General features: G+C 61.5%; 22 protein-coding genes. 10 read left to right on the plus strand and 12 right to left on the minus strand.

Translation table 11 applies throughout. From position 1 onward, the window contains the following. Window positions 1-138 precede the first annotated feature (138 nt). Window positions 139-1032 (plus strand): PA4780 family RIO1-like protein kinase, encoded by an 894-nt coding sequence (locus tag CKW25_RS05920; RefSeq protein ID WP_095078258.1) that lies wholly within the window; start codon window positions 139-141, stop codon window positions 1030-1032. Between the two features lie 101 nt (window positions 1033-1133). After that, window positions 1134-2369 (plus strand): MFS transporter, encoded by a 1236-nt coding sequence (locus CKW25_RS05925; protein ID WP_256577935.1) that lies wholly within the window; start codon window positions 1134-1136, stop codon window positions 2367-2369. Here the strand turns inward: CKW25_RS05925 and cueR are convergent. The 3 genes from cueR to CKW25_RS05940 form a co-directional block, all read right to left on the minus strand. After that, the gene (gene cueR, locus CKW25_RS05930; RefSeq protein ID WP_095078260.1) at window positions 2323-2736 is read right to left on the minus strand and encodes a Cu(I)-responsive transcriptional regulator; all 414 of its coding nucleotides are present in this window, start codon (window positions 2734-2736) and stop codon (window positions 2323-2325) included. The two genes, CKW25_RS05925 and cueR, sit on opposite strands and share 47 nt — an antisense overlap. Continuing rightward, window positions 2733-5129, minus strand: coding sequence for a heavy metal translocating P-type ATPase (locus CKW25_RS05935; protein ID WP_095078261.1), 2397 nt, complete (start codon window positions 5127-5129; stop codon window positions 2733-2735). Before CKW25_RS05935 ends, cueR begins: the two co-directional genes overlap by 4 nt. 126 nt (window positions 5130-5255) lie before the next feature. Then, window positions 5256-5633 carry a hypothetical protein gene (locus tag CKW25_RS05940; RefSeq protein ID WP_095078262.1) on the minus strand — a complete coding sequence of 126 codons (378 nt, stop codon included), beginning with the start codon at window positions 5631-5633 and terminating at the stop codon, window positions 5256-5258. A 146-nt stretch (window positions 5634-5779) separates the two neighbouring features. Here CKW25_RS05940 and CKW25_RS05945 point away from each other — a divergent pair, with 146 nt between their 5' ends. Both CKW25_RS05945 and CKW25_RS05950 read left to right on the plus strand, forming a co-directional pair. Further along, a complete protein-coding gene (locus CKW25_RS05945; protein WP_095078263.1) occupies window positions 5780-5977 on the plus strand; it encodes a heavy-metal-associated domain-containing protein in 198 nt (65 codons plus the stop codon). A gap of 93 nt (window positions 5978-6070) precedes the next feature. After that, the gene (locus tag CKW25_RS05950; RefSeq protein ID WP_095078264.1) at window positions 6071-7264 is read left to right on the plus strand and encodes a multidrug effflux MFS transporter; all 1194 of its coding nucleotides are present in this window, start codon (window positions 6071-6073) and stop codon (window positions 7262-7264) included. Window position 7265: 1 nt separating this feature from the next. Here CKW25_RS05950 and CKW25_RS26620 read toward each other — a convergent pair whose 3' ends face one another. Further along, window positions 7266-7436: a hypothetical protein gene (locus CKW25_RS26620; protein WP_172736416.1), complete on the minus strand. Its 171-nt coding sequence runs from the start codon at window positions 7434-7436 to the stop codon at window positions 7266-7268. Window positions 7437-7571: 135 nt separating this feature from the next. Further along, a complete protein-coding gene (locus tag CKW25_RS05955; RefSeq protein ID WP_095078265.1) occupies window positions 7572-8585 on the minus strand; it encodes a zinc-binding alcohol dehydrogenase family protein in 1014 nt (337 codons plus the stop codon). 117 nt (window positions 8586-8702) lie between these two features. On the opposite strand from CKW25_RS05955, the gene CKW25_RS05960 reads away from it, so the two are divergent. Further along, window positions 8703-9632: a LysR family transcriptional regulator gene (locus tag CKW25_RS05960; protein ID WP_095078266.1), complete on the plus strand. Its 930-nt coding sequence runs from the start codon at window positions 8703-8705 to the stop codon at window positions 9630-9632. Between the two features lie 320 nt (window positions 9633-9952). Then, the gene (locus CKW25_RS05965; protein WP_095078267.1) at window positions 9953-10687 is read left to right on the plus strand and encodes a helix-turn-helix transcriptional regulator; all 735 of its coding nucleotides are present in this window, start codon (window positions 9953-9955) and stop codon (window positions 10685-10687) included. Window positions 10688-10740: 53 nt separating this feature from the next. On the opposite strand, the gene CKW25_RS05970 is transcribed toward CKW25_RS05965, so the two are convergent. From CKW25_RS05970 to CKW25_RS05985, 4 genes are all read right to left on the minus strand, one after another. Beyond that, window positions 10741-11694 carry an adenosine deaminase gene (locus CKW25_RS05970; protein WP_095078268.1) on the minus strand — a complete coding sequence of 318 codons (954 nt, stop codon included), beginning with the start codon at window positions 11692-11694 and terminating at the stop codon, window positions 10741-10743. Window positions 11695-11970: 276 nt separating this feature from the next. Continuing rightward, entirely contained in the window at window positions 11971-13329 is a 1359-nt protein-coding gene (locus CKW25_RS05975; RefSeq protein WP_095078269.1) for an 8-oxoguanine deaminase, read from the minus strand. Window positions 13330-13515: 186 nt separating this feature from the next. Next, entirely contained in the window at window positions 13516-14202 is a 687-nt protein-coding gene (locus tag CKW25_RS05980; protein WP_095078270.1) for an SDR family oxidoreductase, read from the minus strand. Between the two features lie 25 nt (window positions 14203-14227). Next, entirely contained in the window at window positions 14228-14578 is a 351-nt protein-coding gene (locus tag CKW25_RS05985) for a MerR family transcriptional regulator (RefSeq protein WP_095078271.1), read from the minus strand. Between the two features lie 83 nt (window positions 14579-14661). Between CKW25_RS05985 and CKW25_RS05990 the strand changes: the two genes are divergently transcribed. Then, window positions 14662-15093 carry a hypothetical protein gene (locus tag CKW25_RS05990; protein ID WP_095078272.1) on the plus strand — a complete coding sequence of 144 codons (432 nt, stop codon included), beginning with the start codon at window positions 14662-14664 and terminating at the stop codon, window positions 15091-15093. Between the two features lie 523 nt (window positions 15094-15616). On the opposite strand, the gene CKW25_RS05995 is transcribed toward CKW25_RS05990, so the two are convergent. The 3 genes from CKW25_RS05995 to CKW25_RS06005 all read right to left on the minus strand — a co-directional run bounded on the left by CKW25_RS05995 (window position 15617) and on the right by CKW25_RS06005 (window position 17890). After that, complete coding sequence (locus CKW25_RS05995; RefSeq protein WP_095078273.1) at window positions 15617-16198, minus strand: YigZ family protein; 582 nt, start codon at window positions 16196-16198, stop codon at window positions 15617-15619. Window positions 16199-16208: 10 nt separating this feature from the next. Beyond that, the gene (locus CKW25_RS06000; protein ID WP_095078274.1) at window positions 16209-16859 is read right to left on the minus strand and encodes a TetR/AcrR family transcriptional regulator; all 651 of its coding nucleotides are present in this window, start codon (window positions 16857-16859) and stop codon (window positions 16209-16211) included. 110 nt (window positions 16860-16969) lie between these two features. Beyond that, a complete protein-coding gene (locus tag CKW25_RS06005; protein WP_095078275.1) occupies window positions 16970-17890 on the minus strand; it encodes a LysR family transcriptional regulator in 921 nt (306 codons plus the stop codon). A 138-nt stretch (window positions 17891-18028) separates the two neighbouring features. Between CKW25_RS06005 and CKW25_RS06010 the strand changes: the two genes are divergently transcribed. The 3 genes from CKW25_RS06010 to CKW25_RS26625 all read left to right on the plus strand — a co-directional run bounded on the left by CKW25_RS06010 (window position 18029) and on the right by CKW25_RS26625 (window position 21237). Further along, window positions 18029-19378, plus strand: a complete 1350-nt coding sequence (locus CKW25_RS06010; protein WP_095078276.1) for an aspartate aminotransferase family protein — start codon at window positions 18029-18031, stop codon at window positions 19376-19378. Between the two features lie 75 nt (window positions 19379-19453). Next, window positions 19454-20947: a CoA-acylating methylmalonate-semialdehyde dehydrogenase gene (locus tag CKW25_RS06015; protein ID WP_095078277.1), complete on the plus strand. Its 1494-nt coding sequence runs from the start codon at window positions 19454-19456 to the stop codon at window positions 20945-20947. A gap of 53 nt (window positions 20948-21000) precedes the next feature. Beyond that, window positions 21001-21237 carry a hypothetical protein gene (locus CKW25_RS26625; RefSeq protein WP_172736418.1) on the plus strand — a complete coding sequence of 79 codons (237 nt, stop codon included), beginning with the start codon at window positions 21001-21003 and terminating at the stop codon, window positions 21235-21237. Window positions 21238-21493 lie beyond the last annotated feature (256 nt).

The raw sequence follows: 21493 nt of genomic DNA on the forward strand, positions 1-21493 counted from the left end.
GGGTTAATCTGATAAATCTGGCACATTGAGTGCATCCACACGGTTCATAGGTCGGCAACCCCTCCCCGCCGTGAGAGGATTGCCGTATAACGAGTGACATTCGCGTGTTTGGTAATAAAGGACCCACAATAAAAGCTGATGAAGACTCCAAAACGCATTGAACCCCTGATCGAGGACGGTCTGGTTGACGAGGTGCTGCGCCCACTGATGAGTGGCAAAGAAGCAGCTGTATATGTGGTGCGCTGCGGCAATGAGTTGCGTTGCGCCAAGGTCTACAAGGAGGCGAATAAACGAAGTTTTCGTCAGGCGGCCGAGTATCAGGAAGGCCGCAAGGTGCGCAACAGCCGTCAGGCACGCGCCATGGCCAAGGGCTCCAAGTTTGGCAAGAAAGAAACCGAAGACGCCTGGCAGAACGCCGAAGTCGCGGCGCTGTTTCGTCTGGCTAGCGCCGGCGTGCGAGTGCCCAAGCCGTACGACTTCCTGGAAGGCGTGCTGCTGATGGAACTGGTTGCCGATGAGTACGGCGATGCCGCGCCGCGTCTGAATGACGTGGTGCTGGACGCCGATCAGGCACGCGAGTATCACGCTTTCCTGATTTCTCAGATCGTGCTGATGCTGTGTACCGGTCTGGTGCACGGTGACCTGTCCGAGTTCAACGTGTTGCTGACGCCAAACGGCCCGGTGATCATCGACCTGCCGCAGGCGGTGGATGCAGCCGGGAATAACCACGCCTTCAGCATGCTGGAGCGGGATGTGGGCAACATGGCCTCTTACTTCGGGCGCTTTGCCCCCGAGTTGAAGTGCACCAAGTACGCCAAGGAAATGTGGGCCCTGTATGAAGCAGGTACCCTGCACCCGGCCAGCGTCCTGACCGGTGAGTTCGACGAACCGGAAGAGCTGGCGGACGTCGGCGGTATCATGCGTGAGATCGAGGCCGCGCGCCTGGACGAGGAGCGCCGCCAGGCGGTTCGCGCCGCAGACGATGCACCGCCAAGCAAGGCCGAAGAGCCGCCTCCACCGTGGCTGCAGTGATCGGTTGAACCAAGAACCCGGCCTCGGCCGGGTTTTTACTGTGCGCCCGGCGCTCTTCTGCAGACTGACGATATTCGAAACACCCACACTCAAGGATGAATGTGAACACTCTGCCCACTCCCCGGCAATCCAGTCGCAATGCCCACCTGATCATCGCTGCGCGCCTGGTCTCGGACTTTGGTGCATTTCTCAACATGGTGGCGCTGGCCACTTACGTGTACCTGCTCAGTAACAGTGCGATGAGCGTCGGGATTTTTCTGGCCAGTCGCGTGGCCGGCGGGGTCTTCGCCAGCCTGATCGGGACGACCTTCTACCGCCGCTTCAGGGGGCGCTCGCCCCTGGTGGCCTTCGATGTGCTGCGCGCCGGGTTGCTGCTGTTGCTGGTGCTGCTGCCGGTGGCCCAACACGCGCAGCTGTTGCCACTGATCGCGTTTGGCCTCGGGCTGGGCAACTCGATGTTTGCCATCGGTCTGAACAGCCAGCTGCCGAACATGATCAGCGCCGATCAACTGCTCAAAACCAATGCCTGGCTGACGTCGGCGTCCTCGGGCGCGATGGTTGCCGGCAGCCTGGTATCGGGTTTGTTGGTGGCGGGTGCTGGTTTTGAAGCGGTGTTCGCTTTGAACATTGTCACTTACCTGCTGGCGGCGCTGTTTGTGTTGCCGTTGCGCTTTCCAGCGCCAGAGGTCCGCGCGCAGCCCGAGCGCAGCAATGGTGAATGGGCGGTTTTGCGCGATGGGTTACGCAGTACGCCGGTGATTGCCGCGATGCTGGTGCTGTCCATGGCCGACACCCTGGGCAGTGCCGCACACAACGTCGGCTTTCCGATCATTTCCAGACTGTTGACGCCCGAGTCGGCCAGCACCACGTTGGGCCTGATGTTGGCGGTATGGGCCTGCGGCAAGTTGATCGGTGCGCGGATCGCCAGTCGCCTGCCAGGCTCGGAGAACGTCAATCTGGAGCGGCGGTTTTTCTTCGGCGTGCTGTTGATGTCCAGCGGCTTCATCCTGATGTTCCAGCAACAGAGCCTCTATGGCTTGCTGCTGTTCGCCCTGCCGGCAGGATTGGGCGACGGCTGTTCCGAGGTTGGCCTGATGTCGCGCCTGCAGCGTGAACCGGACCGCCTGCGGCTGCCGATTTTCAGCTTCCTGACCCTGCTGCAGATGACCGGGTTCGGTGTCGGCATGTTGATTGCCGCGCCCTTCTATAGCCTGTGGTCACCGGGTGGGGTGGTGGCTCTGTTTCACGGGATACCCCTCGGCACCTTGCTGGTGCTGAGGGGATTGGCACTCAGGGGCGAGCGGGCTCGGCGCAGCAGCCAGAGGCCAGCTCCTTGAGGATCGGGCAGTCGGGGCGGTGATCGCCCTGGCAATGCTCCACCAGGTCCTGCAGGGTGTCGCGCAACTGGCCCAGCTCACGGATTTTCTGGTTCAGCTCATCGATGTGCTGGCGGGCCAGTGCCTTGACGTCGGCGCTGGCGCGTTGGCGGTCCTGCCACAAGGTCAGCAGCTTGCCGACTTCTTCCAGGGAAAACCCCAGGTCGCGTGAACGCTTGATGAATGCCAGGCTGTGCAGGTCGTCATCGCCATAGAGGCGGTAGCCGCTGTCGGTGCGATGGGCCGGCTTGAGCAGACCGATGGACTCGTAGTAACGAATCATCTTGGCGCTCAGGCCACTGTGCTTCGCCGCTTGGCCGATGTTCATTCAATGTCCTCCAGGTCTTTGGGCTTCCAGGTCTTGAGCAGTAGCGCATTGCTCACGACGCTGACGCTGGACAGGGCCATCGCCGCACCCGCCAGCACCGGGTTGAGCAAGCCAAAGGCGGCCAGCGGAATCCCGATCAGGTTGTAGACAAAGGCCCAGAACAGATTCTGGCGGATCTTCGCGTAGGTCTTGCGACTGATCTCCAGCGCCGCCGGTACCAGCCGTGGATCACCGCGCATCAAGGTGATGCCGGCCGCATGCATGGCCACATCGGTGCCGCCACCCATGGCAATGCCGATGTCCGCCGCAGCCAGCGCCGGTGCGTCGTTGATACCGTCGCCGACCATGGCCACCACGCCGGTTTTTTTCAGCTCGGTGACGGTCGAGGCTTTCTCGGCCGGCAACACTTCGGCGTGGACGTTGCTGATCCCTAGCGCCGAAGCGACGACCTTGGCGCTGCCACGATTATCGCCCGTCAACAGGTGACTGCCGATGTGTTGCGCCTTCAACTCGCCAATCGCCTGCAGCGCACCGGGCTTGAGGGTGTCGCCAAAAGCGAACAGGCCCAGCACCCGCGGCTCGGGGCTTTGTTCGATCAGCCACGACAGGGTCCGACCCTCGGCTTCCCAGGCGGCGGCCGAGTCAGTCAGCGGGCCTGCATTCAAGCCACTTTCTTCCAGCAGGCGGCGATTGCCCAGTGCCAACCGACGGGTGTCCAGGGTGCCAGCAATGCCACGACCGGTCAGCGATTGGCTGGCACTGACGTCAGCCACCGGCAAGTCGCGCTCGATGCAGGCGTCCAGTACCGCTTTGGCCAACGGGTGTTCGCTGCCGCGTTGCAGGGCGCCAGCCTGTTGCAACAGGGTCGCTTCGTTACCCTCGATGGCGCTCAGATGAGCGATGCGCGGGGTACCGGACGTCAGCGTGCCGGTCTTGTCGAAGACCACTACGCTGACCTCATGGGCTCGCTCCAGGGCTTCGGCGTCCTTGATCAGAATCCCGTGGCGTGCGGCCACTCCCGTACCGGCCATGATCGCGGTCGGCGTGGCCAAACCCAGTGCGCAAGGGCAGGCGATCACCAACACGGCAACGGCGTTGATCACCGCCGTTTCCAGGGGCGCACCGTACAGCCACCAGCCAACCAGTGTGGCCAGGGCCAGGAGCAAGACCACCGGTACAAACACCTGGCTGACTTTATCCACCAGTTTCTGAATCGGTGCCTTGCCGGCCTGGGCGTCCTCCACCAGGCGAATGATGCGCGCCAGCACGGTTTCAGCACCCAAGGCCTGGGTGCGTACCAGCAACCGGCCCTCGCCGTTGATGGCGCCACCGGTGACTTTGTCACCGGGCTGCTTGGGCACGGGAAGGCTTTCGCCGCTGATCAGGGCCTCGTCGGCATGACTCTGGCCTTCGACCACTTCGCCGTCCACCGGGAAACGCTCGCCGGGTTTGACCAGCACCCGATCACCGAGGCGCAGGGCACTGATAGCGACGTCCTGTTCGCGACCGTCCACCACTTGGATCGCCCGCTCCGGGCGCAAGGCTTCCAGGGCGCGGATGGCGCTGGCGGTCTGGCGTTTGGCGCGGCTTTCCAGGTACTTGCCCAGCAACACCAGGGCGATCACCACCGCCGAGGCCTCGAAGTACAGATGGGGCATGCTGCCGGCACTGGCCGTGGCCCACAGGTAAATGCTCAAGCCGTAACCGGCGCTGGTGCCCAGGGCTACCAGCAAGTCCATGTTGCCCGCACCAGCCCGCACGGCCTTCCAGGCCGCGATATAGAAGCGTGCGCCGAAAATGAACTGCACCGGAGTCGCCAGGGCAAACTGTACCCAGGCCGGGAGCATCCAGTGCAGGCCAAAGGGTTGCACCAGCATCGGCAATACCAGCGGCAATGCCAGGACAACAGCCAGCAGTACGCTCCAGCGCTCACGGTGCAGGCGCTGTTGCTGATCGTCGTTGGAGGACTGTTCGGCTTGCCAGACGCTGGCGGTGTAACCCGCCTTGCCGACCGCGCTGATCAACTGCTGCGGATCGACCTGACCGAGCAACTCCAGGTGGGCACGCTCATTGGCCAGGTTGACGCTGACGCTCTTGACCCCGGCCACCTTGTTCAAGGCGCGTTCGACGCGACCGACGCACGAGGCACAGGTCATGCCGCCAATGCTCAGCTCAAGGCTTTGCGCGGGCACGCTGTAACCGGCTTGCTGCACCGCTTCCATCAGCGCCGGCAAGCTGTCCGGGGGCGCCTGGACACGGGCTTGCTCGGTGGCCAGGTTGACGCTGACTGCGCTGGCGCCGGTCACTTTGCTCAACGCGCGCTCCACACGCCCGGCGCAACTGGCGCAGGTCATGCCGGCGATCGGCAGGTCGAAGGTGGTGGAATCGGACATCGGTCTTACTCCCTGTAGAAATGACCTACAGGATCAACCTTGCCATGCTGGCAAGGTCAAGCGCCAATCTTTGACGGGGGCGATCCTTGTCTCCATGCTCGTCCGGCAGCGGCGACAGGGGTGGGCTCAATAGCCGAGCCCGGCCTTTTTCAGGTACACGCCTTGCCCATTCATGGCGATGCGGTATTTCTGGATGTCGCCGGCGCGCAAGGTGATGTCTTGCGAACCGGGGGGCAGCATTCCCGGATTGCAGCCTGGCATTTGCCCCGGGAGCAGTTTGAGGCGCAGGGAGAAGGTGCCCGGCGGCAAGTTGAACGAGGTACTCTGTTCCTGGAACAGGCGCGCCGACAGTTGATCCTGGATATACACGCCAATTTCGCACGAGGTCGCGACTTCAAGGCGTTCGCGAGAAATGATCAGCACGCCGTAGTCTTCAGCGTTGGCCGAGGGGGTGGCGGCGAAAAGACCGAGCATGCCAAGTAGGCTGAAAACTGACCAGCGCATGGCTGAATCTCCTGCTGTTAATTCATTGATGACGCAGCTTGGCCGAGCGCGCTGCCGATTGCCAGCCCGGCCGATCACAGCAGAACTTGACCTTGCCACGGTGGCAAGCTCGAGACTGCCCTCAATCTCATCAAAGGAGCTGCCTCATGCAAGTATTCAACGTTCAAGGTATGTCGTGCGGTCACTGCGTCCGGGCCATTACCCAGGCGCTGCAAGCCAAGGATCCAGCGGCCAGCGTGCGGGTCGACCTGGCGGCGAAAGAGGTTGGGGTCGAGAGTCAGTTGACCGCTGACCAAGTGATCGAACTGATCAGCGAAGAAGGCTACGGGGTCAAACTCGCCTGAAGGTTTTTGTTAGTTAGCGAGCTATCGGAATGTTCAAGGCGTTCAGGCGCGGCTAGACTGTCGGGCTGCCGACTGACGTAACCTGGACGCCTGATGAACATCCGTACCATTTTGATTCTTGGCGCCCTGAGCGCTTTCGGGCCGCTGGCCATTGATTTCTATCTGCCGGCTTTTCCGGCCATGGCGGCGGCTTTTGGTACGGACGAGAAACACGTCCAGCTGACGTTGGCGTCCTACTTCCTCGGCTTGTCGATCGGTCAGTTGGCATACGGTCCGGTGGCTGACCGTTTTGGCCGGCGCATTCCATTGCTGGTGGGCGTCGCCTTGTTCACCCTGGCGTCGCTGGTGTGTGCGTTTGCGCCAAGCCTTGAGTGGTTGATCGGTGCACGTTTTGTCCAGGCCCTTGGCGGTTGTGCGGGGATGGTGATTTCCCGCGCGGTGGTCAGCGACAAGTGCGATGCGGTGGGGTCGGCGAAAGTCTTTTCACAGCTGATGCTGGTGATGGGACTGGCACCGATTCTGGCACCGATGCTGGGCGGGTTGCTGGTCAACCTGCATGGCTGGCAGTCGATCTTTATCGCATTGACCCTGTTCAGCGCATTGTCGGCCCTGGCGGTGGCGCTGGGGTTGCCGGAAAGCTTGCCGGCCAACCAGCCGCGTCAGCCCTTGTCAGGCGCGTTGCGCCAGTACGGTCGGCTGCTTTCGGACAAGGTGTTCCTGGGGCATGCCCTGACGGGTGGCATCGCCATCGCCGGGATGTTTGCCTACATCGCAGGCTCGCCCTTTGTGTTCATCAAGTTGTACGGCGTTCCCCCCGAGCATTTCGGCTGGCTGTTCGGCAGCAACGCGGCGGGCTTCATCCTGGTGGCGCAACTCAACGCACGGTTGCTGTCCCGGCGTGGACCGGCCTTTCTGCTGTCGCGTACGGTCTGGATCTATCTGGCGGCGGGCCTGGCCTTGCTGGCGGTCTGCTCACTGCATACCGAGCAGTTATGGCCAGTGCTGATTCCACTGTTCATCTGCATCTCCAGCCTGGGCTGCATCATTCCCAACGCGTCGGCCTGTGCCATGAGCGGGCAGGGCGCGCGCGCCGGCAGCGCTTCGGCGATGCTCGGCTGTTTGCAGTTCAGCGTGGCTGCCGGTGCGTCAGCGTTGGTGGTGGTGCTGCACGATGGCACGGCGGTGCCCATGGCGATGGTCATCAGCCTGTGCGGGATTCTGGTGGTGAGCGTTGCGATGCTCACCCGTCGACTGCAACTGGCCCGGGCAGCACAAACCGTGGCGTGAGTCAGCCAGCCGCGCGTTGTTGGTGTTCCGGGAGGCGATGGGGGGCGTGCAATCGGGCCTCGAGGGTCGAGGTAAAGGCGCGAGCTTCTGCTTCAGAGCGGAAGTTCACTGTCTGGTCGTCCAAACGGACTTGCCATTGGGATTTCGCCAGTTCTTTAATCAGGATCTTCATTGCTGACCTCCGTGCTTAATGATTGCACTGCAGAGGTCACGATTGTAGTCCTGAATCCACTCGCCGTTCTGATGTAGATCAACTCTCTGACTGACGGCAAACGACCGCGCCTGGCAGGCCACGATCGCCTGATCCTCAGAAGCCCTCGAGCACGATCTTGCCCTTGGACGTGCCGCTTTCCAGCAGTGCGTGGGCCCGACGCAGGTTGGCCGCATTGATGGTGCCGAAGTGTTCGCCGACGGTGGTTTTCAAGATGCCGGCGTCGATCAACTCGGCCACCCGGTTCAACAACTTGTGCTGCTCGAGCATATCGGCGGTTTCGAACAACGAACGGGTGTACATGAACTCCCAGTGCAGCGACAGGCTCTTGCGCTTGAGCTGGGTGATGTCCAGTGCCTTGGGGTCATCGATCAGCGCGAGTTTGCCTTGCGGGACCAGGGCTTCGACCAGTTGGGCGAAATGCTGATCCGTCTGGGTCAGGCTGGCCACGTGAGTCACCTGTGGGTGACCGGCACGCTTGAGTTCGTCACTCAGCGGCTGGCTGTGATCAATGACCAGGTCGGCTCCCAGTTCGCTTACCCAGTTGCGGGTTTGCGGGCGGGAGGCGGTGCCGATGACGGTCAAGGCGGTGAGTTGGCTGGCCAGCTGGGTCAGGATCGAACCCACGCCACCCGCGGCGCCAACGATCAGCAGGCTTTGCCCCTCATCAGTCTTGCCTTCGCGCACCTGCAGGCGTTCAAACAGCAGTTCCCAGGCGGTAATCGCGGTCAACGGCAGGGCCGCCGCTTCGGCAAACCCCAGTGAGCGGGGCATGTGGCCGACAATCCGCTCGTCCACCACATGCAACTGGCTGTTGCCACCGGCGCGGGCAATGGAGCCCGCGTAGTAGACCTTGTCACCGGGCTTGAACAGGCTTGTCTCGCTACCAACGGCCCTGACCACGCCGGCCACATCCCAACCCAGCACTTTGGCGGCGCCGTCTTCAGGGCAGACGTTCTGGCGAACCTTGGTGTCCACCGGGTTGACGGAGATGGCCTTGACGTCCACCAGCAAGTCCCGTGGGCCGGCGACGGGCTCCGGCAGTTCGATGTCTTGCAGGGCATCTGGGTCGCTGATCGGCAGGCAGGTGTAGTAGGCGATGGCTTTCATGGCGTGGAAGGCTCGGTTGTCATGGGATGGCACCGATCATTGGCTATTTCTCTTAAAGATAAAAGCCGCTAAAAGAGCAGTCTCTTTCAATGAATTTTTGATAATGCGGGTGAGTGGATGCTGCGTTTCGATGACTTGCAGGTGTTTGTACGGGCCGCCGACCTGGGCAGCCTGTCAGCGGCAGCGCGCGGCATGGACATGTCGGCGGCAGTGGCCAGCGCGGCGTTGAAACGTATCGAGCAGCAACTGGGGGCGCGGTTGTTGGCGCGATCGACCCGCAGCCTGCGCCTGACGGCCGAGGGCGAGGGGTTCCTGGAATATGCCCGCGCGGCGCTGAGCCAGTTGGATGAGGGGCGGCGCTTGCTCGCCAGCGGACAGGATCAGGTCAGCGGTGTCTTGCAGTTGTCGGCCCCCTCTGACTTTGGGCGCAATCTGCTGTTGCCGTGGCTGGACGAGTTCCAGCGCGAGCACCCGAAATTGACGGTGCGTTTGCTATTGGCTGACCGGATTGCCGACCTGTTCCGCCAGCCGGTCGACATTGCCCTGCGTTACGGTGAACCGGAAGACTCAAGCCTGGTGGCATTACCCATTGCCCCGGACAATCGCCGGGTGCTGTGCGCCGCGCCGGCCTACCTCGCGCGGTGTGGCGAGCCGCGTCAACTGGAGCAACTGGCGCAGCACAACTGCCTGTTGTACATGCTCGGCAGTCGGGTTCACGACCACTGGCGCTTTCATGACGGCAAGCGGGAAGTGAGCCTGACGGTCAATGGTGATCGCTTCAGTGATGATGCGGATGTGGTGCGGTTATGGGCGCTCGCCGGCGCTGGAATTGCCTATAAGTCCTGGCTGGATGTCGCCGGTGATGTGATGGCCGGACGCCTGAAGGTGCTGATGCCGGAGTTGTCGGGCGAACGCGCGCCGCTGAATTTACTGTGCGCCCATCGCGCTCACTTGAGTAAGCCGATGAACCTGTTACGGGAAATGCTCAAGGGGCGTTGCGCGCAATTGACCGGTGATTTTTCGACAAGATTTGTCGATTGTCGGTAATCCGCTTCATATAGGGAAATTTCTCGCAGGCGCTATCTCCTTCAACGGTTTTCCCGGGGCAGGAACCGCCGATCATCGCGCTTATACTAGTCGCCCGCCAGTGTCGGCACTGTTGGCAGCAAACAGGCCAGGCCATGCTCGAGTCCTCGGAACCTCCTGTGGATCGTCAGCGGCGCGATTTCAGGATTTCGAGGAAATTTGTCGTATTAGTTGGTTGTTTAGCCCGGTTTTTGGCGGATATCACGCCTTTTCCGGTATCACATTACTGGTCAAGATGTCCCCCCGAGCAGTAGACAAATGATTCAACAGGGAGTGAATACATGGAACATGCACCTTGCATCAGCCAGATTGCCACCTTACTGGCCGACCCGAAGCGTAGCGCGATGATGTGGGCCTTGATGGACGGTACTGCACGGCAATCCGAGGAACTGGCGTTGCTGGCAGGTTTATCCCCGTCATCGGCCAGTGCTCACCTGGGACGTTTGTTCAGCGGCGGACTGTTGAAAGTCGAGGCGCGGGGACGAAAGCGCTTCTTCCGGCTGGCCGCTCCCGAGATCGGCGCGGCAGTCCAGGCACTGGCCAGTGCCACTCTGGCCAGCTCGCCAGGCAAGATTGCGCCCGTGTTCAAGCGCGCCAGCCCTTTGGCGAGTGTTCAGTCGGCGCCTGCGTCACTGCTGCGCGCCAGGCTCTGTGAAGAGCATCTGGGTGGAACCCTGGCGGCGGACCTGTTCCAGAGGTTGCTCGACGCCGGCTGGATCGAACAGCTGGACAAGCGCGTCACGGTGACCCCAAAGGGTGCCAGGCAACTGGCGACCCAGGGGGTGTTCATTCAGGCATTGGCGCGTAGCCACTCGCACGTGGCCTGCGCTTGCCCTGACTGGAGCGAGCGTCGGCCGCACCTGGGCGGCACGCTGGGTGCAGCGCTGTTGCAGCTGTTCATCCAGTCTGGCTGGTTGAGTTTGCCCAACGACTCCCGAGCCCTGGTGGTGACGGAGGCTGGTGCGCGTGAGCTCGAGCGGTTCGCCAGAGAAACCGAGTTGGAACTGGCGCTCTAGCGATACCCGAGGCCGGCGTCTGTGCTACGGGTACAGACGTCTTGCCTTGCGCCTCAGGGTTTCACCAGCCGTGCATCCAGGCTGTTCTGCGCCAGGCGCCGGGCCTGGTCCTGGGTCATGCCCAGATGGGTATGCAGGGCATGGAAGTTCTCGGTGACATAGCCGCCGAAGTACGCTGGGTCATCGGAGTTCACGGTGACCTTCACGCCCCGCTCGAGCATGTCGAGAATGTTGTGTTGGGACATGTGATCGAACACGCACAGCTTGGTGTTGGACAGTGGGCAGACGGTCAGCGGGATCTGCTCGTCGATGATCCGCTGCATCAGGCGCTCGTCTTCGATTGCGCGCACGCCATGGTCGATCCGCTGGATTTTCAGCAGGTCGAGGGCTTCCCAGATGTACTCCGGCGGGCCTTCTTCACCCGCGTGGGCGACGGTCAGGAAACCTTCGCCACGAGCACGATCGAACACGCGCTGGAATTTGCTTGGCGGATGTCCCATCTCGGAACTGTCCAGTCCCACGGCGATAAACGCATCGCGGAACGGCAGCGCCTGGTCGAGGGTTTTCTGCGCTTGTTCTTCGCTCAGGTGGCGCAGGAAGCTGAGGATCAGGCCGCTGGTGATGCCCAGTTGCTGTTCGCCGTCCTTGAGTGCAGCGGCGATGCCGTTGAGCACCACTTCGAACGGTACGCCACGGTCGGTGTGGGTTTGCGGGTCGAAGAAGGGTTCGGTGTGAATCACGTTTTGCGCCTTGCAGCGCAACAGGTAGGCCCACGTCAGGTCGTAGAAATCCTGGGAGGTGCGCAATACGTCGGCGCCCTGGTAATACAGGTCCAGGAATTCCTGCAGATTGTTGAAGGCATAGGCCTTGCGCAAGGTCTCGACGTCGCTCCACGGCAGGGCGATCTTGTTGCGCTCGGCCAGGGCAAATAGCAGTTCAGGCTCAAGCGAGCCTTCCAGGTGCAGGTGCAGTTCTGCCTTGGGCAGGGCGTTCAGCCAGTCGTACATGCTTCGAATCTCATCAGGTGCAATGGCGCCATTCTACAGAGGCTCGTCGCAACAATTGGTAAAACCTGACCAACCGGTTCATCACTCGGCGTCCTGTTCCACCGTCAGGCACAGGTGTCGGCAAGCCGCGACATGTAGGGGGGAGGGCTGGGCGAGAAAGGGCATGGAACACCGATCCACGCCCAGCGGGCCGATGACCCGCTGGGCGTGGACAGACCGGTCATTGCTTCAGCGTGCCATCCTGTCGCCGAGGTTCAGCGCAACGATGGCGTGCGGTCAGACGCCGGCGATCAGTTGCCGTGCGGCCTGGCTGTGATCGGCGATCAAGCCCTTCAGGTCCAGCCCTTCAACCTGGCCGTCGATCACTCGCCATTTGCCGCCAACCATTACCCGGTCCGCGCGATCGGCACCACACAGCAGCAACGCCGAGACCGGGTCGTGGCTGCCGGAGAAGCGCAGCTCATCCAGTTTGAACATGGCCAGGTCAGCTTGTTTGCCCACGGCCAGTTCGCCAATGTCGGTACGGCCCAACAGTTTCGCCGACCCACGGGTGGCCCAGCCCAATACCCGCTCCGGAGTGATTTTCTCGGCACCATAGCGCAGGCGCTGAATGTACAAGGCCTGACGGGTTTCCAGGATCATGTTCGAGGCGTCGTTGGACGCCGAGCCATCCACGCCCAGGCCTATCGGAGCGCCGGCATCGGTCAGCTCCAGGGTTGGGCAGATGCCCGAGGCCAGGCGCATGTTCGAGCTTGGGCAATGGCAGATGCCGGTGCCTGCCGCGCCGAGGCGGGCGATTTCGTCGGGGTTGAAGTGAATGCCGTGGGCGAGCCAGGTGCGGGGGCCGAGCCAGCCGACGCTGTCCAGGTAGTCCACGGTGCGCAGGCCGAAGCGCTGCAGGCAGAAGTCTTCTTCGTCGAGGGTTTCGGCCAGGTGGGTGTGCAGGCGCACGTCGAGCCTGTTCGCCATTTCTGCGCTGGCGGACATGATTTCGGGGGTGACCGAGAACGGTGAGCAAGGCGCCAGGGCGATCTGGATTTGCGCGCCTTCACCGCGCTGGTGGTATTCGGCGATCAAGCGCTGGCTGTCGGCGAGGATGACTTCACCTTCCTGCACGGTCTGCTGCGGCGGCAAGCCCCCGTCCTTTTCACCGAGGCTCATCGAGCCCCGGGTCAGCATGGCGCGCATGCCCAGTTCGCGCACGCAGTCGACTTGCACGTCGATGGCGTTTTCCAGGCCATCGGGAAACAGGTAATGGTGGTCGGCGGCGGTGGTACACCCCGACAGCAGCAGTTCGGCCAAGGCTACCTTGGTCGCCAGCGCGAGTTTTTCCGGGGTCAGTCGGGCCCAGACCGGGTAGAGGGTTTTCAGCCATGGGAACAACGGCTGGTTGACCACCGGTGCCCAGGCGCGGGTCAGGGTCTGATAGAAATGGTGGTGGGTGTTGATCAGCCCCGGCAGGATCACGTGCTCGCGGGCATCGAAGACCTGTGCGCAGGGAGTGGCCGGTTGCTGGCCTTGCTTGAGTACTTCGACGATCACGCCGTCTTGCAGCACCAGGCCGCCACGGGCATCGAGGTCGTTGGCCGTGAAGATGGCGAGAGGGTTTTTTAACCAGGTACGGGTCGCGGGCATTTTGCCGGCTCCTCTGAAAGTTGGGTTCAGGTTCGCCAGCTCAGTGTTGCCCTGTCTGCTGATCCAGGGTCGCCGCGGGGGACGAGGTGCGCAGTTTCGATCAAAAGTGCGTTGCGGGCAAGCCTGGCCCGACAGGACGATGAATACCTGTGGGCGCAAACGTGCACCCACAGGGGATGGCGGTGTTTACCAGGGAATGGTCTCGCCCTTGTAATTGATGAAGTGATGCCCACCCTTACCGGCGTAGTCATTGACCTGATCCACCAGCCCACGGGTACTGGTTTCCACATCAAGATCGGCCCCTTCACCGCCCATATCGGTCTTCACCCAGCCCGGATGCAGCGACAGCACGGTCAATTGCTGCTCGCCCAATTGGCTGACGAAGCTGTTGGTCATCGAGTTCAGCGCGGCCTTGCTGGCCTTGTACAGCGCCAGTTCCGGGGCGTCAGGCATGGTCACGCTGCCCAGTACCGAACTCATGAACGCCAGCACGCCGCTGCCTTCGCGGATCTGTCCGACAAAACGCTGGGCCAGGTTGATCGGCGCCACGGCGTTGGTGAAGAACAGCTGGCCGACTTCGGCCAGTGTCGCGCCACCGGGTGTCTGCACGGCGGGGCCCTTGACGCCGGCGTTGACGAACAGCAGGTCGAACACCTGGCCCTTGAGTTGTTGGCTGAGGGCGATCACCGCTTGTTGGTCGTCCATGTCGAGCTTCTCGATGCGTACGTCACCCAGCGCCTGCAGTGCCTCGGCGTTGTGCGGGGCGCGCACGGTGGCGGTGACGTGCCAGCCGTCGGCCAGCAGGGTCTTCACCAGCCCGAGGCCCAGGCCCCGGGAGGCGCCGATGATCAATGCGGTTTTTGCCGTAGACATGAATGGCTTCCTTGAGAAAAGAGGGTCATGGGTTCAGTGGACAAGGTTGTCCCAGCCGTTGTTGCAGTTCAAGACGCAACTCACCGAGTTCGGCGATGCGGATTTCGATGAGCGCCAGTTTGTCCTGGAGGAGTTGAGTCACCGCGTTTTCCGGATCCTTGGCATGCCAGAGCGCGGCGACACTGCTGCCGATCTCGCCAAGGGTAAAGCCCAGGCGTTGGGCGGTCTTGATGTAGAGCACCAGTTGCAGCATTTCCTCGGGGTAGTCGCGGTAACCGTTGGCGCTGCGTTGGGCGGCGATCAGCCCGCGCTGCTCGTAGAAACGCAGGGTATCGCGGCTGACGGCGCTGGCCAGGGCTAGTTCACCGATACGCATCGCCGAGACTCCAGGGGGGGTTGACCTTCGAGCATAGTCCAGGCTTTAGCCTTGGTGCTCCTTGAATCATTGGAGTGAGCGAAATGTGGACGACTGAACAGTATCGCCGACTGGTACGAGGCAGCGCCTGGTACGACCTGATCGTGATGGCAGCATTTGTCACGCCCTGGAGTTTCGGCGCGTTGCACGGCCTGTTGTCGGCCTTGAACCAGGCGCTCGGCCTGCCCGGAAGCTTTCCGCCGTTCGAACCGACGCACCTGCTGATGGCGAATCTGTTGGGCTCGATTGTCTGCGTCTGGTCGGTGCTGCGGATTCGTGATCCACAACCGCTGTATGGCCGCTATGACGCGGTCGGTCGGTTTCTGTTTGCAGCCTGGCAGGTCTATGCCTTGCTCCATGGTGCGACGTTGTTGCTGGCGGTTTTTCTGGTCTTCGAGTTGGCGTGGGGCGTTGCCCAGGCATTGCCTGTGAAGCAGGCATCACGGACAAGCCTCGTGCCTGGAGGGGCGCACTGACCGCAGGCACCCAAGGCTTGTTTCGAATGCCCGGCCTGCCCCGGCGCATACAACCGTGTGCGCACGGCGTCGCGGTTTCGCTCAAGCGCGTGCGGCATTTTGCATCTGCATGTGGCACCACTTCGGGGCGAAGTGCGAGATCGGGGGCGGGATGGATCTGGTAAGGCCTGGTTAAAAAATGATCATTCGGCTGCAGCCTATGCTGGCCATGCAACTGCGCGAGGCATGAACGGGTTATCCACAGGTTGCTCCACAGTAATTGTGCGCAAGCCAAAAGCCTGGGCATAAGCACTGGAGGGCTTTGTTCTAAAGGTGCTAAACCGTTCCAAGCTATTGTTTTTCGATGGAATTGAAGGGTTTGAGATGATTCTGGTCAAAAAGCGATCAATCCCCGCCAGGCCACGTGACAGAAGGGCTACAGCGCTGTGTGCTCAGGTTATCCACAGTCGGGTGCACAGCGGCTGTGGGCAAGTGCTGGCGAAGTTGGCATGCCGCGTTGCCCCAAAACATGGCGGGCGGTTGTTCAGCGCTGTAACACAATCCGCCCGCGACTCAGGCCGGCCAATTGCTCCTGCAATGTCTGGACCTGTGTTTCGCCCACCGCCAGTTGCAGGTCCACGCCGTTTGCGGTGAACGTCTCTTCCACCACCAGGCCGCCGAGTTCGGCGACGCGCAGCTTGACCAGGGCCAGCTCGCTGAAGCCACAGGCACAGCTGAGCGGCACACGGCTGATCAGCTCGATTTTCGCGGCGCCTTGCAGGCACTTGTTGGCACTGCCGCCATAGGCTCGGGCGAGACCACCGGTGCCCAGTTGGATGCCGCCGTACCAGCGAATCACCAGCACCGCGACCTGGTCGCAGTCCTGCGCCTCGATGGCGGCGAGTATCGGTCGACCGGCGGTGCCACCGGGCTCGCCGTCGTCGCTGCTGCGGTACTGGTCGGCGAGTTTCCAGGCCCAGCAATTGTGCGAAGCGTTCAGGTCACTGCGCTGTTCGATAAAGGCCTGCGCCTCGGCGGCACTGCTGATCGGCGCCGCGAGAGCGATGAAGCGGCTTTTGCGAATCTCTTCGCGGTATTCGCAAAGTCCATCGAGGGTAAAAGGCATGGCGTGGGTCTTAAATGGCAGGCGTGAGGCCGCAGCCTTTGAGAATGATACGGATCAGATTGTTGCCGGCGTCTTCCATGTCCTGTTTGGTCAGCTTGCTGCGACCGGTGACGCGGCAGATTTGCGTGGCGAAGTCGGCATAGTGCTGGGTGCTGCCCCACAACAGGAAGATCAGGTTCACCGGGTCGACGGGGTCCATTTTGCCGGCGTCGATCCAGGCCTGGAACACACGTGCACGGCCCAGGAACCAGGCGCGGTAGTCCTGGTTGAAATACTCGGTCAGGCATTCGCCGCCGCTGATGACTTCCATGGCGAACACGCGCGAAGCCTGCGGCTGGCGGCGTGAGAATTCCATCTTGGCGCGGATATAGCGGGTCAGCGCTTCGCTCGGATCGTCGTCGGCCGTCAGGGTGTTGAAGGTGCTGTCCCACAACTGGACGATGTTGCTCAACACCGCGATGTACAGGCCGAGCTTGTTGGTGAAGTAGTAATGCAGGTTGGCCTTGGGCAGCCCGGCATTCTGCGCGATGGTGTTCATGCTGGTGCCTTTGAAGCCGTGGCGCGCGAATTCGACTTCGGCGGCCTTGAGTATCGCTTCTTCGTTTTTCTGGCGAATGCGGCTGGCGGGTTTACCGGCGTGGGCAGGGACTTCAAGGGGCATGGACGTTTCCGGGCAGGTCAGTGGGGGCGCCTGTGCGTTGATAACGCACCCACGGGAATCCGACAAGCCTTGTCGCGACAAAAGCGCTCAGGCGCTCAAGTTTCAGGCCGTCAGCGTGTCGCCGCCAGGCTCTCCAGGAAACTTTCCAACACCAGATGCGGGCGTCGGCCCTTGCGTGTGACCGATGCCAGGCTCAGGTCATAGAAGCGGGCGTCGGGCTTGAGCGCGCGCAGGCGACCCTGCTGGACCCACAGGCTGGCGTAGTGATCCGGCAGGTAGCCGATGTAGCGTCCGGTCAGAATCAGAAATGCCATGCCCTCGCGGTCCGAGGCACTGGCGGTGCAGTTGAGCGCCTGGTAGTGGGCCTGAATCTCTGCCGGTAAACGGAAGGTCGGGGCAATGGCGTCCTGGCTGTTGAGGCGTTCATCGTCCAGTTGCTTGTCATCGACATAAAACAGCGGGTGGCCAACGGCGCAGTAGAGCAGCGAGCGCTCGCTGTACAGCGGCTGGTACTCAAGACCCGACAAGGCACTGGCCTGGGGCACTACGCCGACATGCAAGCGGCCGTCGAGCACGCCTTGCTCGACTTCATTGGGGGCGATCATGCGGATCTGGATCTGCACGTCCGGCCCCCGCTCCTTCAGTTGCGCCAGGGCGTGGGTGATGCGCATGTGGGGCAGGGTCACCAGGTTGTCGGTCAGGCCGATGGTCAACTCACCGCGCAAGTGCTGGTGCAGGCCGTTGACCTCGGTACGAAAACTTTCCAGGGCACTTAGCAACTGCAACGCCGATTGGTAGACCTCACGGCCTTCCTCCGTCAGTGAAAATCCGGCGCGGCCGCGCTGGCACAGGCGCAGGCCGAGGCGTTGTTCGAGATCGCTCATCTGCTGGCTGATGGCCGAGCGACCGATGCCAAGCACGCTTTCGGCCGCGGAGAAACCACCGGATTCGACCACGCTGCGAAAGATCCGTAGCAGGCGGATATCAAAGTCGCTGACTTGCGCCAGTGGATCGGGTCGACGGCTGCTCATGCGCTTACTCTAAAGTTTAGTGAGTGACTGACTGAAGGTTATAAAAGTTGGATTTCACAGACTTTATCCCCGTGGCAATTTAGCTGCAACAACGCTTTTTAATCCCTACGCCGCTTTTTGCCTTGCGAGGTTTTGCCCATGAACTTGCCTGAAAACGCCCCGACATCCCTGGCCAGCCAGCTCAAGCTCGATGCTCACTGGATGCCGTACACCGCCAACCGCAACTTCCAGCGCGACCCGCGCCTGATCGTGGGGGCTGAAGGCAGCTGGCTGATCGACGACAAGGGGCGCAAAGTCTATGACTCGCTGTCCGGTCTGTGGACCTGCGGCGCCGGGCATACCCGCAAGGAAATTCAGGAGGCAGTGGCCAAGCAACTGGGCACCCTCGATTACTCGCCAGGCTTCCAGTACGGTCACCCGCTGTCGTTCCAGCTGGCTGAGAAAATTACCGCGCTGACGCCGGGCAACCTGAACCATGTGTTCTTCACGGACTCCGGTTCCGAGTGCGCCGATACCGCGGTGAAGATGGTCCGTGCCTACTGGCGTCTGAAAGGCCAGGCGACCAAGACCAAGATGATCGGTCGTGCGCGTGGCTACCACGGTGTGAACATCGCCGGCACCAGCCTGGGTGGCGTCAACGGCAACCGCAAGCTGTTTGGCCAGGCAATGATGGACGTCGATCATCTGCCGCACACGTTGCTGGCCAGCAATGCCTACTCTCGCGGCATGCCGGAGCAGGGCGGTATTGCCCTGGCTGACGAGTTGCTCAAGTTGATCGAACTGCATGACGCGTCGAACATCGCGGCTGTGTTCGTCGAGCCACTGGCCGGTTCCGCCGGTGTGCTGGTGCCGCCTCAGGGCTACCTCAAGCGCCTGCGCGAAATCTGCGATCAACACAATATCTTGCTGGTGTTCGACGAAGTGATCACCGGTTTCGGCCGTACCGGATCGATGTTCGGCGCCGACAGCTTCGGCGTGACCCCGGACCTGATGTGCATTGCCAAGCAAGTGACCAACGGTGCCATCCCGATGGGCGCGGTCATTGCCAGCTCCGAGATCTACCAGACCTTCATGAACCAGGCGACGCCGGAATACGCAGTGGAATTCCCCCACGGCTATACCTACTCGGCGCACCCGGTGGCTTGCGCCGCTGGCCTGGCGGCACTCGACCTGCTGCAAAAGGAAAACCTGGTGCAGAGCGTGGCCGAGGTGGCCCCGCATTTCGAGAACGCACTGCACGGCCTCAAGGGTTCGAAGAACGTCATCGACATCCGTAACTATGGCCTGGCCGGTGCGATCCAGATTGCCGGGCGCGACGGCGATGCGATCGTGCGTCCGTTCGAGGCAGGCATGGCGCTGTGGAAAGCCGGCTTCTATGTGCGCTTTGGCGGCGACACCCTGCAGTTCGGCCCAACCTTCAACAGCAAGCCGCAAGACCTCGATCGTCTGTTCGACGCGGTCGGCGAAGTGCTGAACAAGATCGACTGATTCCTCCCTCTATATAAGTACAAACAGCAGGCGCCCGGTGACGGGCGCTTGTGGACAACTTTTCAGGAGCCCCGCATGAGCCTCATCCCGCATTTGATCAATGGTGAACTGGTGACCGACCACGGTCGCAGCGCTGACGTGTTCAACCCGTCCACCGGCCAGCCTATCCATAAAGTGCCATTGGCCAGCCGCGAAACCATTCAACAGGCCATTGACGCCGCCAAGGCTGCGTTCCCGGCCTGGCGCAACACGCCGCCGGCCAGACGGGCCCAGGTGATGTTCCGCTTCAAGCAATTGCTGGAGCAGAACGAAGCGCGTATCTCGCAGTTGATCAGCGAAGAGCATGGCAAGACCCTGGAGGACGCGGCGGGTGAACTGAAGCGCGGGATCGAGAACGTCGAATTCGCCTGTGCCGCTCCGGAAATCCTCAAGGGCGAATACAGCCGCAACGTCGGCCCGAACATTGATGCCTGGTCCGACTTCCAGCCGCTGGGCGTCGTGGCCGGTATCACACCGTTCAACTTCCCGGCCATGGTGCCGCTGTGGATGTACCCGCTGGCGATCGTCTGCGGTAACTGCTTCATCCTCAAGCCGTCCGAGCGTGATCCAAGTTCGACGCTGCTGATCGCGCAACTGTTGCTGGAAGCCGGTTTGCCAAAAGGCGTGATGAACGTGGTGCATGGCGACAAGTTCGCGGTGGACGCACTGATCGAAGCGCCGGAAGTCAAAGCCTTGAGCTTCGTCGGTTCGACGCCGATTGCCGAGTACATCTATGCCGAAGGCACCAAGCGCGGCAAGCGTGTCCAGGCACTGGGCGGCGCGAAGAACCATGCGGTGCTGATGCCGGATGCGGACCTGGACAATGCCGTGAGCGCACTGATGGGGGCGGCTTACGGTTCTTGTGGCGAGCGTTGCATGGCGATCTCGGTGGCCGTGTGCGTCGGTGACCAGGTGGCGGATGCCCTGGTGGCCAAGCTGGTACCGCAGATCCAGGCACTGAAAATCGGTGCCGGCACCTCTTGCGGCCTGGACATGGGGCCGCTGGTCACCGGTCAGGCGCGCGACAAAGTCAGCGGGTATGTGGATGACGGCGTCGCGGCCGGTGCCACCCTGGTGGTCGATGGTCGTGGCCTGAGTGTTGCAGGGCATGAGGAAGGCTTCTTCCTGGGTGGCTGCCTGTTCGACAACGTCACTCCAGAGATGCGTATCTATAAAGAAGAGATCTTCGGGCCAGTACTGTGCGTCGTACGGGTCAACAGCCTGGAAGAGGCGATGCAACTGATCAACGATCACGAATACGGCAACGGCACCTGCATCTTCACCCGTGACGGTGAAGCGGCACGGTTGTTCTGTGACGAGATCGAAGTGGGCATGGTGGGCGTGAACGTTCCATTGCCCGTGCCTGTGGCCTACCACAGCTTTGGCGGCTGGAAGCGTTCGCTGTTTGGCGACCTGCATGCCTATGGCCCGGATGGCGTACGCTTCTATACCCGTCGCAAGGCGATCACCCAGCGCTGGCCACAGCGTGCCAGCCATGAAGCGTCGCAGTTCGCATTCCCTAGCTTGTAAGTAGAAGGGTAGAAGGCCGGCCCCTCTCTTATGGAAGAGGAGGGCCGGCCTTCGTGTTTTCGGGGGTTTTTGAACAATATGACAGTTTTATGAAATTAGCAGTTGACGGCGAATTTTATCTGTCTATAATTCGCCCCACTTCCGGCGCAGTCGAAACGGAAAACTCCTTGGTAAACAAAGAGTTACGCAGTTTTCGGCAGCAGGTTGCTTCAGGTCATCGAAGCCAGAAGGAAGTTGAAAAAGAGGTGTTGACAGCAGCGTGTAACGCTGTAGAATTCGCCTCCCGCTGACGAGAGATCGGAAGCGCAAGTGGTTGAAGTTACAAGGGAAACTTTGAAAACTTCTGAAAATAACCGCTTGACAGCAACAGAGGCTGCTGTAGAATGCGCCCCTCGGTTGAGACGAAAGATCTTAACCAACCGCTCTTTAACAACTGAATCAAGCAATTCGTGTGGGTGCTTGTGCAGTCAGACTGATAGTCAACAAGATTATCAGCATCACAAGTTACTCCGCGAGAAATCAAAGATGTAACCAACGATTGCTGAG

Source organism: Pseudomonas sp. Irchel s3h17 (genome assembly GCF_900187505.1).
Lineage (GTDB): Bacteria > Pseudomonadota > Gammaproteobacteria > Pseudomonadales > Pseudomonadaceae > Aquipseudomonas.